Origin of the sequence: Pectobacterium wasabiae CFBP 3304, assembly GCF_001742185.1 — a bacterium.
Classification (GTDB): domain Bacteria; phylum Pseudomonadota; class Gammaproteobacteria; order Enterobacterales; family Enterobacteriaceae; genus Pectobacterium; species Pectobacterium wasabiae.
In genome coordinates this window covers 2410099-2422943 of record NZ_CP015750.1, presented here as the reverse complement: position 1 = coordinate 2422943, position 12845 = coordinate 2410099, and the positions used below count along the sequence as shown (strand labels likewise).

General features: G+C 46.1%; 15 protein-coding genes. 6 read left to right on the top strand and 9 right to left on the bottom strand.

Features of this window, described 5'->3' with window-relative positions; translation table 11 throughout:
- The first annotated feature begins 145 nt into the window (after positions 1–145).
- Positions 146–1405 (top strand): tyrosine-type recombinase/integrase, encoded by a 1260-nt coding sequence (locus A7983_RS10960; protein WP_039477846.1) that lies wholly within the window; start codon positions 146–148, stop codon positions 1403–1405.
- 903 nt (positions 1406–2308) lie between these two features.
- On the opposite strand, the gene A7983_RS10955 is transcribed toward A7983_RS10960, so the two are convergent.
- Entirely contained in the window at positions 2309–2530 is a 222-nt protein-coding gene (locus tag A7983_RS10955; RefSeq protein ID WP_010301503.1) for a helix-turn-helix domain-containing protein, read from the bottom strand.
- Positions 2531–2650: 120 nt separating this feature from the next.
- Between A7983_RS10955 and A7983_RS23405 the strand changes: the two genes are divergently transcribed.
- Together A7983_RS23405 and A7983_RS10945 are read left to right on the top strand one after the other, a co-directional pair.
- Positions 2651–2911 carry a helix-turn-helix domain-containing protein gene (locus A7983_RS23405; RefSeq protein WP_039477842.1) on the top strand — a complete coding sequence of 87 codons (261 nt, stop codon included), beginning with the start codon at positions 2651–2653 and terminating at the stop codon, positions 2909–2911.
- Positions 2912–3013: 102 nt separating this feature from the next.
- On the top strand, positions 3014–3280 hold the full coding sequence (locus A7983_RS10945) for a helix-turn-helix domain-containing protein (protein ID WP_039477839.1): 267 nt from the start codon (positions 3014–3016) through the stop codon (positions 3278–3280).
- A gap of 379 nt (positions 3281–3659) precedes the next feature.
- Here A7983_RS10945 and A7983_RS10940 read toward each other — a convergent pair whose 3' ends face one another.
- Positions 3660–5582: a S8 family peptidase gene (locus A7983_RS10940; RefSeq protein WP_237028217.1), complete on the bottom strand. Its 1923-nt coding sequence runs from the start codon at positions 5580–5582 to the stop codon at positions 3660–3662.
- Between the two features lie 105 nt (positions 5583–5687).
- Here A7983_RS10940 and A7983_RS10935 point away from each other — a divergent pair, with 105 nt between their 5' ends.
- A complete protein-coding gene (locus A7983_RS10935) occupies positions 5688–6725 on the top strand; it encodes an IS630 family transposase (RefSeq protein WP_005968447.1) in 1038 nt (345 codons plus the stop codon).
- 9 nt (positions 6726–6734) lie between these two features.
- On the opposite strand, the gene A7983_RS10930 is transcribed toward A7983_RS10935, so the two are convergent.
- The 3 genes from A7983_RS10930 to A7983_RS10920 all read right to left on the bottom strand — a co-directional run bounded on the left by A7983_RS10930 (position 6735) and on the right by A7983_RS10920 (position 9275).
- Positions 6735–7094 carry a hypothetical protein gene (locus A7983_RS10930; protein WP_005970979.1) on the bottom strand — a complete coding sequence of 120 codons (360 nt, stop codon included), beginning with the start codon at positions 7092–7094 and terminating at the stop codon, positions 6735–6737.
- Positions 7095–7096: 2 nt separating this feature from the next.
- Complete coding sequence (iteA, locus tag A7983_RS10925) at positions 7097–8221, bottom strand: anti-phage ATPase IteA (RefSeq protein ID WP_005970980.1); 1125 nt, start codon at positions 8219–8221, stop codon at positions 7097–7099.
- A gap of 811 nt (positions 8222–9032) precedes the next feature.
- Positions 9033–9275, bottom strand: a complete 243-nt coding sequence (locus A7983_RS10920) for a helix-turn-helix domain-containing protein (RefSeq protein ID WP_005970982.1) — start codon at positions 9273–9275, stop codon at positions 9033–9035.
- A gap of 100 nt (positions 9276–9375) precedes the next feature.
- Between A7983_RS10920 and A7983_RS10915 the strand changes: the two genes are divergently transcribed.
- Together A7983_RS10915 and ccdA are read left to right on the top strand one after the other, a co-directional pair.
- Positions 9376–9624, top strand: coding sequence for a helix-turn-helix domain-containing protein (locus A7983_RS10915; RefSeq protein ID WP_005970984.1), 249 nt, complete (start codon positions 9376–9378; stop codon positions 9622–9624).
- 14 nt (positions 9625–9638) lie between these two features.
- Complete coding sequence (gene ccdA, locus A7983_RS10910) at positions 9639–9857, top strand: type II toxin-antitoxin system antitoxin CcdA (RefSeq protein ID WP_005970986.1); 219 nt, start codon at positions 9639–9641, stop codon at positions 9855–9857.
- 119 nt (positions 9858–9976) lie between these two features.
- Here the strand turns inward: ccdA and A7983_RS10905 are convergent, their stop codons facing one another.
- The 4 genes from A7983_RS10905 to A7983_RS10890 all read right to left on the bottom strand — a co-directional run bounded on the left by A7983_RS10905 (position 9977) and on the right by A7983_RS10890 (position 12844).
- On the bottom strand, positions 9977–10270 hold the full coding sequence (locus tag A7983_RS10905) for a type II toxin-antitoxin system TacA family antitoxin (RefSeq protein ID WP_005970988.1): 294 nt from the start codon (positions 10268–10270) through the stop codon (positions 9977–9979).
- Between the two features lie 206 nt (positions 10271–10476).
- Positions 10477–10977 carry a serine acetyltransferase gene (locus A7983_RS10900; protein WP_039479100.1) on the bottom strand — a complete coding sequence of 167 codons (501 nt, stop codon included), beginning with the start codon at positions 10975–10977 and terminating at the stop codon, positions 10477–10479.
- 26 nt (positions 10978–11003) lie between these two features.
- Entirely contained in the window at positions 11004–12398 is a 1395-nt protein-coding gene (locus A7983_RS10895) for a DUF4832 domain-containing protein (protein WP_005970991.1), read from the bottom strand.
- 38 nt (positions 12399–12436) lie between these two features.
- Positions 12437–12844, bottom strand: a complete 408-nt coding sequence (locus tag A7983_RS10890) for a hypothetical protein (RefSeq protein WP_005970992.1) — start codon at positions 12842–12844, stop codon at positions 12437–12439.
- Position 12845: the final 1 nt, after the last annotated feature.

The window sequence follows — 12845 nt, the reverse complement described above, 5'->3', positions numbered from 1 at the left end:
CCTCCTTATCAATCCCTATGTTATTGCGATTCAATAAGTTGGCGTAAAAATCTTTTCCGATGCGTTTTGATTTATCCCTTCGTATCGGGGAATTTGTGGGTCAGATTGCGGGTCATTCAGTTCGATGAACGGGAGTGACCCTCATATGTTAACTGACAGTAAAGTCCGATCCGCGAAACCTCTCGCAAAATCTTATAAGCTCACTGACTCGCAAGGCCTGTACCTCACGGTATCCACCAGCGGCGCTAAGCTATGGTACTTTCGCTATCGCCTCGGCGGTAAAGAGAACCGTCTGGCCTTTGGCCCCTACCCTCAAACCACGCTGGCAGAGGCCCGCGAAAAGCGCGATGCGGCACGTAAGCTATTGGCATCCGGCATCAGCCCTTCCCAACTTCGCAAAACGAACAATCCCGCCGTTGATGAATCCCACACCTTTCAGTATGTCGCGACAGCATGGCACACCAGCAGCCTCAAGCTTTGGTCAGACGTGCACGCCGATAAAATCCTCACCTGCCTGAAACGCTACGTTTTCCCCACCATTGGCGCGATGGATATCGCTCAGGTTGAAACCCGCCATCTGGCGCAGTTGGTTAAGGCGATTGACGATAAAGGCGTGCACGACGTCGCCGGACGGGTGCGCCAGCATCTGACCAAAATCATGCGCCATGCCGTACAGCAGGGCGTCATCAAATATAATCCGGCTTACGATTTGGACGGTGTCGTGACCCCGGTCGTGACCCAACATCACCCCGCCCTGCCGCTGAAACGCCTGCCTGAACTGCTGGCGAAGATGGAGAACTACAAAGGCCGGATGCTGACCCGTCTGGCGCTGGAGCTGAATCTGCATGTTTTTCTGCGCTCCAGCGAACTCCGTTTTGCCCGCTGGGATGAATTCAACCTGAAAGCCCATATTTGGAGCGTACCCGCCCAGCGTGAAGCGGTAAACGGCGTGAGGTTCTCAGAGCGTGGCGCAAAGATGAAGGATGAACATCTGGTGCCGCTGTCACGGCAGGCGGTCGCCCTACTGAAACAGATTCAGGCGATTTCCGGCGAATCGGTCTTCGTTTTTCCCGGTGCCCATACCCTGAACAAGCCGATGAGTGAAAATACCATCAACAAGGCGCTACGCGTAATTGGCTATGACACCAAAACCGAAATCTGCGGCCACGGCTTCAGAACCATGGCCTGTAGCGCCCTGAACGAGTCCGGACGCTGGTCAAAGGATGCCATTGAGCGACAGATGAGCCACAAAGAGCGCAACGGCGTGCGGGCGGCTTATGTGCATAAAGCGGAACATCTGGAAGCCAGAATCGAAATGATGCAGTGGTGGTCGGATTATCTCGATGCCTGCCAGCATCAGTTCATCCCGGCTTATCGCTTTGAGAAGTCGATTAAAGTTGCCTGAGCCAGACTGATATACCTATGGAATAAGTCGCTTCTAATCGAACAGAGGCGGCTTATCTTGTTTCTCTACGCCGCTGTTGTATCAGGGCTGAGGCGGAGCGCAGCAGAGCGAGCACCGAACATCCCTGATACAACAGCGGATTTTTCACCATCGCAATTACCCGTGTTTACAGGGACAAACGATATGACAGGCCGCCCTTGTATGGCTTTTTAATGGATGCGAGCAGCAGAAATTAAAAAGTGGCGTGAGGCGAGTAAATTCCATTTCGCAGAAATGGCTAATTTGCGTCGCCCGAACCCACCCGCGAGCGTTTCCCCCAAGGGAAACCGAGCAGGCCGGGGGGAGCCGAATAAATTTTGCCGCCCCAGCGAGCAAAAAGACGCGCCCACGCGTCGGTTTATTTGGGGGGCTTGCCCCGCACACCGTCGCCGCTAAGTCTCCGGCCACAAGCCGGTAGCGAGGCGCGACCAACCCATTTAAAGCAGCGTTTCCCGTTATTTCGCACCGAGCCTGCGAGAAAGAGAAATAACAGGCTAAAACGCGCGTCTTAAAGGGGTTGGTCGCGCGTAGCGCGCGACGGTGTGCCGCTGTTGACCCTGGGGATTTTGACGTGGCGTCCAGCCACGACATTACCCCCATGCGACAGGCAATAAGGGCGTCCAGCCCGCATGAACTGGCGCACGCCGCTTTGTGCCGGAAAATACATTTCCCGGCACAGGGCTGAATGGCTACCACCGCATTCGCCTCACGCGCTCGCCGCATACATTCGCCCCATACCATAGGGCGAAGTCATGAGGTGAGAGCATGGGGCGAACAACAAAAGTAAACTGTCGCGCTTCGCTTGCCTTCTCCCGAACCGTTACCGACCTAGTTCGATAACGGTTCGGGAGATCCTGTTTTACTTTAACGATCTTCTGATTTGCGGTAACGGGAAGGCCAGATTTCCGCAGGTGAAACCCCCAGCGCTTCCGCAATCAGCTTTTCCCCTTTCGGCCAGTGTTTTGTTAACGCGTTTGCCAGCGTGGAAGACGCTAACCCCGCTTCTCGGGAAACGGCCGCCAATGTTGTTCCCTTCTTTCTTAACCCGGCGATGATATCTGCCGGGTGCCAATCCTTATCAATCATCTCCATGATCCTTATTTTGTGGCCTCACATTAAACATCATTTGTTCAGATAGTCTAAACAACTACGATGTTAAGTAATGCTAAACACTAAGTCAATGTATGATCATTGATGGTGTAATGAATGCTACCTACTCGTCTCAAAGCTGCCCGACTACGGGCTAATCTAACTCAGGAAAAATTGGGAGTTCTTGCTGGCATTGAAGAAGAAACTGCACGTTCCCGCGTATCTCAGTATGAAGGAGGAATACATCGTCCGACGTTTGAAATGATGTGCGCATTTGCAAAGGTACTTAATGTGCCGGAATGCTACTTTTACACCGTTAACGATGATTTTGCTGAGATGGTTCTGGAGCTTTACCTTAAACATCAGAGTCATTCTTAACGAATGCAAATAAATCCCCCCCCTATTGTTCAGGAAGTCTAAGCAACCTACATGTAAAGTAGTGCTAAACATGCTATCAATATCCTTATTGATGGTGCCATCATGTTGCCCATTCGCCTTAAAACGGCTCGTTTACAAACCAATCTCACTCAAGAAAAGCTAGGCGTACTGGCTGGCATTGAGGAAGCCACTGCACGATCACGCATATCCCAATATGAAAGCGGTATACATCGCCCAACATTTGAGATGATGTGCGCGTTTGCTAAGGTGCTTAATGTGCCAGAGTGTTATTTTTATACGGTTGATGATGATTTTGCTGAAATAATTTTAAAATTACATAATGGTGAAATGGTTCAATGGAAAAAATAAATCGATCCATATAATAATTTTGAAAATTAAATTAATCATATAGCAAATGATACCACCGAAAAGGGCAATCTTACGAGTGCTGAAACCGGGCGAATTTGGTCTTATCTACCTTACTGGGCACTAGCGGATTGTCCCGCCAACCATTGAAACGCAACCAAATAAACGACACAAAGAACGCAAAGCGCATCATGTATCACCAGTAGGATATATCTTCAAGAGATTAATCTTAGCACCTGAATTTTTCAGGTGCTAAGATATATAGGAATAGAAATAATTTTCACTGCCACCGTATATTAGTTAATATACTAACTCACAAAAAATAATACTAATTGGAAAGAAACCATTCAGAGCAATGTTTTGTCGTTCGATGATTATCCACTCATGTCCGAATTCTGACATGCTGATCAATATCAACGGTTATCCATCCTAACTGATTAATTTTTTGAATAGTTTCGTTGTAGACCGGTTGATTAGGTTCTAATCCTCTTAAACTTAATACGAGAGTCGCCCGTTGTGGTCTCTCCGGCATAGCCATTTCGGCTCTTCGTAAAACACTAAGCTTAAGTCGCCAATCGCCTACATTGATTCCACGAGTGGATATCTTATGGTATGCCTTTACAGGAGACCATTTGAAACCATTTTCGACTCGAGATCTTTCATATAAATCTTTAATATCTTTTGGTGCAGCGGGGATCATCGAGTTAAATCTACGAATGCCCTCTTCATCACGGTTATAACTTCCCATACCTACATCAACATTAGTTCTGCAATACTCTGATGAGTAATTTTTATCTATCTCAGGGGAATAGACTAATGTCATCAAGACCTCTCCCTTATATTTTCCATCATCTGTATTCAGGCAGTCAGGAATAGGAAAAGGGAACCGTTCAAACTCAAAACCACCGTGACGAACATCTGTTTCGAAAACCATCGTCATACAATTTGGATCGCAATATAAATGATCAATAATGTCTCCGGGCCGACCAAAGCCCTTATGATTAATAGTATCTGTTGTAACCTTACCACCTAATAAGCTGGAATGTACCATTAGTGCTTTAATGCGTTCCGTTGGAACTTCTACCCTCCCACCCTGAGATAAGAAATGATGTAAATGTGCAGCAATACTTGATGCAATTGGCGTAGCAAAACTGGTCCCAATCGTTTCACAAAGCATATTATTCGGCCCTAGAGATAATATGCCTATTTGAGCAAATGCACCTTTAGCTGTAACATTCCCACCATAATGAGTAATCTCTGGTTTTGGTATACAACTAGGACCGGGGCCAATGCGGGAGAATGGCGATGCCTCATCTATCCGGCTCAATGATAATGGGGTTTCTTTATGAGCCAAACTGCCTATTGTCAACGCTCTGATTGAATCACCCGGAGAAGAAATTCGATTAATACCAGCATGACCACGCGCTGTTGGCCACTGTTCGTAATTATTCTGATTTCCGGCGGCTACAACAAACAGGCATCCATACTTATCATGCATTTCATCCAAGAAATGAGCAAAATCAGAAAAATCAGTATTATGAACAGGATCATTGCCCCCCAACGAGAGATTCCAGACTTTAACTTGCGGATATTTAGGAACAACATCCTCAATAATGGCAACCAACTCGTCTTCGGTTGTCATTCCTCCCTTAGGAAACACATTTACATCGACAATTCTGGCATGTGTACTGGGAAAACGCGCATCCTGATGATTTAAGCTTTGACTATTCACGATTAACGCAGCAACCATTGTGCCGTGACTATAATCTTCGAAACCATCAGGAACGTAGCTTTCTCGTGCAATAACCCACGGGGAAATTAGCGAACTATTCGGGCAAATACCAGAGTCAATAACACCTACTATTGGATAATCAACATCTATTTGTGGTGCAGGAAATAGCTGTTCATCAGCGACTCCCACTGGCGTAGTTTGTAAATATAGATCACTTACTTTAAAAACAGGGATGGTAGAAATCGAACGTAATCCAATAAAATTGACTAGTTTTTTTACAGTATATTTGTTTTCAGTTGTCGCAGAAATAAGATCGCGGCTACTACCATAGTTTAGGTTTTTTAGCTGGATATTATTGTCATTAGCAAATTTATCAAGTGCCAATTTAAGACTATTATTTTTTTCTTCATTTTGGTGATCAAACAACCTGATTTTTAACCTTCCACCTTTTTCCGAGGTAGATAATATATAGTCTAAATCACGACCACTTAACCGATCATCAGAAGAAAAAGGTTCTATCTTTTCAATAGCCGATATATTAGCAATTATTTTCTTACTTTTTCCATCAAGCAATCTAAATAGCTTCGCCAAATAGTAGATCACTTGAAGGGAACTCAGTCCGAGTTATGCGATCTGATCAATCGCCAAATCAAAACAAATCACCAACCGGACTGAGCGATGCCGATCATAGCAGCAATCCCTGATGAAGAACGACGACTAATGCGTAAAGAAGCCCAGCAGACTCGCGATAAAAACCATTCCAGACGACTCATCGCCATACTGATGCTGCATCGGGGAATGACCGTCACCGACGTCGCAAGACTGCTCTGTGCCGCTCGCTCATCCGTCGGAAGATGGATAAATTGGTTTACTTTACATGGCGTTGAAGGATTAAAGAGCCTCAGGTCTGGACGAGAACCACGTTGGCCAGTCGCGGATATCCTGCATATTTTGCCGCTTCTGGTTCAGCGTTCCCCTCAGGACTTTGGCTGGCTGCGTTCCCGCTGGAGCACTGAGTTATTGGCACTTATCGTTAATCGGCTTTTTAATGTAGCGCTTCATCCCGCCACGTTGCACCGCTACCTGAGACGAGCGGGTATTGTCTGGCGCAGAGCCGCACCGACACTGAAAATCAAAGACCCGCACTATGAGGAAAAGCGACTCGCTATCGAACACGCTGTCGCCCGGAAGCAGACAGACCATCCGGTATTCTATCAGGATGAAGTCGATATCGACCTGAACCCGAAAATCGGCGCGGACTGGATGCTCAAAGGACAACAGAAGCGTATTACTACGCCGGGACATAACCAAAAACATTATCTGGCAGGTGCACTGCATTCGGACACGGGGCGAGTCCATTATGTCGGCGGTAACAGCAAGTGCACTGATTTATTTATCAACCTGTTAGAGGCATTACGGCGCACATACCGGCGAGCAAAAACGCTCACGATAGTGGTAGATAACTACATTATCCATAAAAGCCACAAGGTGGAGCGCTGGCTGGAGAAAAATAAGAAGTTCCGGTTGTTGTTCCTGCCAACGTATTCGCCGTGGCTGAATCCAATAGAATTGCTGTGGCTGTCGTTGCACGAAACCATAACGCGTAACCATCAGTGCCGATATATGTGGCAATTGCTGGGTCGGGTAAATCAATTTATGAATGCGGCCTCACCGTTCCCCGGCAATCATCATGGTCTGGCTAAAGTGGAGCGATAATATGCAAAGTTATTTAGATTTCAGTTTATTAAGGCCTGTTGCCGTTGCACTGACCAATAATTCTCCAAAATCCAGAGAACCGACTATTGGACATGTCTGTGGAGAAAACAAGTTTAAAGGACGATGACTTTTAGCTAGCGCCTCTTCTTTAAGAGTAACCTTCACAATTCCAGCCAAACCTGGCCAATTCTTAAACTGTTCAGCAAAATAATCTATAGACTTCCCTGTTTGCTGGGCAAGGCGTGTTCTCACCTCTTGAGTTGCACCGTCTCCAAACACTGTCTGTGGCCCAAAGCCCTCGTAGTTAATTTTTTTGTGATCACTATCACTGATCCGAACAATCTGGACTGGGTTGTTTTGTTTTTCCATGATTAATTAGAATCCTTCTTTGAGGTCAGAGTCGAAATCTTACCCGTCGAGAGACCAAAAATTGCAGCCAATCGCTCAATAGTAAAAACCTTACCATTGAGCATTCGGAGTTTAATGATCTTATCTTCATCACTGAGTTCTGAGTGGCTCAGAATATCTTGATACTGATCCATAGCTAACCCAATGATTAACTTATCGATATCAATGTGCTCTTGTCCTGAGAGTATCGCATTTCGGATCGCCGTTTTGCAGGCTTGCTGTATCATCGCACCACTCATTCCTTCCGTAGCTTCAGCGATCCTCTTTACACTTTTAGGACTGAAATCCCCTAAAAATTGTTCTATCAAGTCGCATCTCAGTTCTTTATTTGGAAGCGTTATTTTTAACCGATATGCAAACCTTCGCCATACAGCAGGATCAAGTAACCCATGATGATTAGTGGCAGCAAGAAGAATTGTATTCTCAGGCAATACATCAATATTTTGCAATAAGCTTACAACAACTCGTTTAAGCTCTCCCAATTCATGCTGGTCATCCCTTGCTTTAGCAAAAGCATCAAACTCATCCAGAAACAAAACGCAGGGCCTACTTGCTGCATGATCAAATAAGCTACGAAGATTTTTAGCCGTAGATCCTAAAAATGAAGAAATCAGCGTATCACAACGAGCGGTTATTAAGGGTAACTCGAGCCTCGCAGCAATATGATGGGCTAATTGCGTCTTTCCACACCCCGGAGGACCGTATAACATCATAGATGGGGAGATACCAACTCCCGCCTCCGACAAGAGGTGTGCCTTACTGATGAAAGACAGAAACTCATCGACATTCTCTTGTACCGCTGCGGGTAACTGGATACGAGTTTCATCTACAGTTGGGTACAACACATCACCTAACGTTAGACGACTATCTTTGTCTACCGGGACAATTGGTTCTGGCCGACCACTAATCCCAGCAGTAGAGTAGTTAGTCCCCGAACTATCTAGCTTTTTTCTAATGCTTTGAGCTGTTCTAGCATCCCCTGCCTTCTCCAGTTTAGATGCAAGAAGCTCTGAATAAGCAGTGACTTGCGTCAAATTATTACTCAATGCCCCTTCAATAACTTTTAGTATTTCTAATGTATGTTGCATGTATTTGATTCATCTGATTGTCGAAGCATGAACACATGATAGACCAAGTGAAGATAATCATCAATATATGAAAAATATGCTCTAAAAATGAAATAATCATGAACTCAGTGAAGATAAATTGAATAAATTGCCGTTTCTTACTCATATACAAACAAAGATGCTCAGACTAGTCGTTGTATCGCTCCTCAGAGGTTCATGGCCTCCCAACTACCCGCAGGAAGCTGTGTCACCTAGCAGTACTGAATGATCAGAATCCGACCAAGTATGCGGCGGCGGTAAGCAAATGAGAGGGGACTCTGGTGCAGTATTTTTAGCTCTGGTTCTGAGAGATTGAATTGAGCCATGATGTTCGGTTATCTCGACTTACTCAGAGCCATATCTCAAAAATAGATTAAAATATTTATGTAATTCAATAAATAATAATTAATACCGTAAAATATTATCTAAAAAAACCTAATCCAACATATCAACTAAAAGCTCAATGTAGGGGTGACGGATCAACATCACTACGAGTGAGGTGGTATGTTTCTCACGCCGTTATATGTGGACCTAATCCCACACATAACGAAGCCTCATTCGCTAAAAAAACGATTTTTCGTGATAACCATCACAAAAACAAAGCGATTTTTTATGGGGGCTTTCATGGGGGCGCTGTTTACAATAAATATCAACAAAATAGATAATTAACAGCAAGTTAATCGTGAGTATGATTCCGAGTCCGGCACCACTAATTTAAAGAAACCAGCCTAGCGGCTGGTTTTTTGCTTTTGGAGGATGGGTTCTGAACTGCGTTTGCTTCTCTATGAACATATTATTTCGCCTCCCCTTCCCCATGATTCGAGTTCATGCCCTGATAGCGTGGCGGCCAGATCTCCTCCGGCTGCTTTCCTAATGCGCAAGCAATTAACCTTTCACCTTTGGGCCAATGTCTTGTTAGTGCGTTCGCGAGTGTTGAAGACGCTAATCCTGATGCCCTTGATACCGCCGCCAACGTTGTTCCTATCTTCCTTAAGCCAGCAATAATGTCTGCCGGATGCCAACCGTACTTATCCATTTATCGACCTCTCCCTATGATGAATTGATTCACTTATCCCATTTTGGGATAAAGTAGTGAGCGACTGATATTTGATCCCAAATTTTATGGGGTTGAATCGATGGCTTCTGTTTACTCTGATGAATATCCAATCGTTATCAAGGCATTACGTGAAGCACGCATTGCCAAAGGGATCACACAGGCAAACCTGACTCTAGCGCTGGATCGCCCCCAATCGTTTATCGCCAAAGTTGAGAATGGAGAAAGAAGGTTAGACATCGTAGAATTTATCCATATCGCCCGTTTACTTTCTCTAGACCCCGCCAGCATTATTGCTAAGATCCCTACAAAATATAAAGCGCTTGGTTAAAGAGGAATATGGCAATGAAACACCTTATTAGCAAGGCTGTGGACAAAGATGATAGTCAGATTCCCAATGCTGCCGAGATACCTATTTCTGATCTGGTGAATGATGTCATAGACAAAGAAGCCCAGCGCATCAAAGCTGAGGAATGGAAGAAGGAAAACCGCGAAGGGATGGAAGACGTCGCCCGATTTATCGCAAAGAATGGTTCTTTTTCTGATGAAAACAGACACTGGTGATCGTGTAATTCATTGTTGATCTGTAATACGCCAGCACATTGACAGCATAGTAGCTAGACTCCACACCACAGCAGAACGCGGAAAGTTCATGCTCGGCATGAAGTAGCTCGGGGCGGAGATCATTTTTTCAATTCCCATGGAGCAGGCGTTTGCATGGTTTTGCGCAGCGCGGCATTCGGTGAAGGAGCCTGATCTAAGCGGGCGAGGAACTCCTGATAAGCGTCAGAATCAGCCATGATGATGCGCTGATCGATCAACACTTCCTCTGCGGCGGCGCGTGCGGCTTCCAGCACAAAATCAGTGCGATTTTTTCCTCTGACCTTCGCAGCTCGATCGATAAGGTCGCGTTCGGCAGGCTTGATACGTAAATTCAATGTTTCGCGTTTCACAGAAACACTGTTCGTGGCTGGCATGATGTTATCCTCTGGCATACGCTTTGAATATTAATCATACAGATAACGTAACGCTAATAGTCATTACGATTTATCGACATCGCAGAAAATCGAACCGAGGGAACGAACCGAGTATTTATTTATCGCATGTATCCCATCATTTTAGTAGACAGCACGAATGGCAACACGCTACCACATGACATTCGCACAGAAATGAGCATACACACTCAATTCAATTCCCTGACACCATACCCCACGACCACCTTTCCGGCAGCAAGGCTTTTTGTTACCACGGTTCCGGCACCAACTTTTACATTATCACCTAATGTAATATCGCCTAGCAGAATAGCATTGGCGCCAAGCTCCACCTGATTGCCCAACACAGGGCTTTTGGTGATATGACCTTCACGGTTTATCACGCTACCAATGGTGACCCCCTGCCGTAATGTACAGTTCGCCCCGATGATGACATCGTAATTCACCACAATACAGTGCGGATGATATATTTTCAGCCCAAAACCGATTTGAGTTCTATGCGGAATTTCCACACAAAACAGCCATTCATTAATCACTTTATTTAGGACAACAAAAGGAACGCTGATAATCTTCAGCAACGTATTTGATGACTGGTAAATGGTTGAAAGGCGAAATAACAGTATTACCAGTTTAGCTTTAATGCTGCCCGCCGCTTTTATTTCACACCATACATGACCGATATTTTTCAGCATATGAATATCTATTCTTAATTCCGTGCTCAGCGCACCGTTACCGTGGAAATTCGATACCAACCGTCGGCCTGCTTGCCCTCGTTGGCGAGATTAATTCGCGATACTCCCTTTGCGTCCAGCATCGCCATTTCAATATTATACTGCCCGGCTGGCAGCGCTTTCGGCATCGCCAATTGGTAGACGGAGGTATGCTGCCCCGGCAACCAAGTGCGGATGTCATAAGCCGCTTTTCCCATACTCATTACGGTCTTGGCATCATCCACCACCCGATAGGCCACATCATATTTCAGATAAATAGGCGCAACACCGTCGTTAAACCACTGCTGGTTTAACGTCAGGCTCTGCCCTTGTGCCAGTTCAGACTCATGAGTTAACGAGGCCAAGCGGAAACGATAGCCGAGTTTGGTCAGCGCGTTATCTACAATGTCCCGATATTCCATCGGCACGCTGCGCGATTTCAGATTAATCGTGCTGGCATGCTGTGCCAGCGCCCAGTCAAAGGCCGCCTGCACTTGCGCACGAGTATAGTGCTGCACGCTCTGCCACTCCGACATATAACCACAGATTTCCAGACTCACCGGCGCGCGTTGCCATGCGGAGCTAAAATTTGGATAAAGCGCCTCCGCATTTTGCAGCCGCTGAGGATAATCATCTTGCATGTGACTCCACGTGGTCGAAAAATTATGCCAGTCCCCCCAACAATCTGCGCGCCATCCTGCACCTTGCTTCACTGCGCTGACCAAAGCATCACCACCGCTAATGAGCATAATTTTTGGGCTGTTGGGAAACTCGGCAAAATACATTTTCACGTACTTATCCAACTGGGCTGATGTGTAGCGTTCAAGTAGCGGCTTAATGGTTGGGAAATTGGTGTTGTGCCACTCGCCCCACGACCCCACCAGCCCAATATCGATATAAGCCAAATTCGAATTACCGTCATAGCGCTGCCCAAAAGCATTAAGCAAACGCTGGCTGTATTCGATAAATACCGGGTCGTCCAGATCCGGCACAAAGGTTTTTTTGTCCGGCGTCCACTCACCCTTGATGCCTTTTTGGATCAGCCAGTCAGGGATCTTCGAACCACTGGCTGGCTCATCAAGCGTCATAAAGCGCAACCCCACGTTCATCGGCGATTGGTGCTGGCTAGCCAGTTCGAAAATAGCGTCCACGGCTTGAAAATTATATTGGCCTTCTACCGGTTCCAGTTCGCTCCAGTAAAAGCGGTCATATTCAATGCCGGTATCCGGATAATTCGCCCGTGGCAACGTCGTGCCATTACCTTTGTTAAAGCTGGCAACGCCATTGCCCGGGTTCGTTAGCGGGCCAGTTAATCCTCTGGGGGTGACGGTCGTCATCGCGCCATTGGCCACACCCAATACAGAAAATAGCAAACCTCCTACAGCGATAATTTTAAAATCCACTTATGACTCCTTATTTCCACATCAGTAGAAACCGGAGGTCAGTGATCCTTCAGGCTGAGCCACCAATCCCAAATTCCTAAGTGGAACTGTGGGAAAATATCAATACCCAAGGCAGACTTAATCATGTATAGCGTCAATAGCGTCGCAAACGTGCAGAACAAGCCGATAAGCAGGATCAACGCGGTCAGCAGTATACGAAATAGCGTTGACTCTTTGCGTGGACGCTTGCGGTGATCCAGACCGAACAAAAAAACGAAGTAATAGCGCCTGTTCAAAAAAGGGAAACTCTTACGCACGTCGACCCAATGCATTGAAGATGCCGTAATCGACAGCACCGCTTGCTCAACGGCCAGCCGCTGTTCCGAGGTAAGTTCTGTATCGGTTTTTCCATCAAGAGCTTCATAGAAGCGCTCAATGACTAACGGGCGTTTATTCGATTCGTTCACT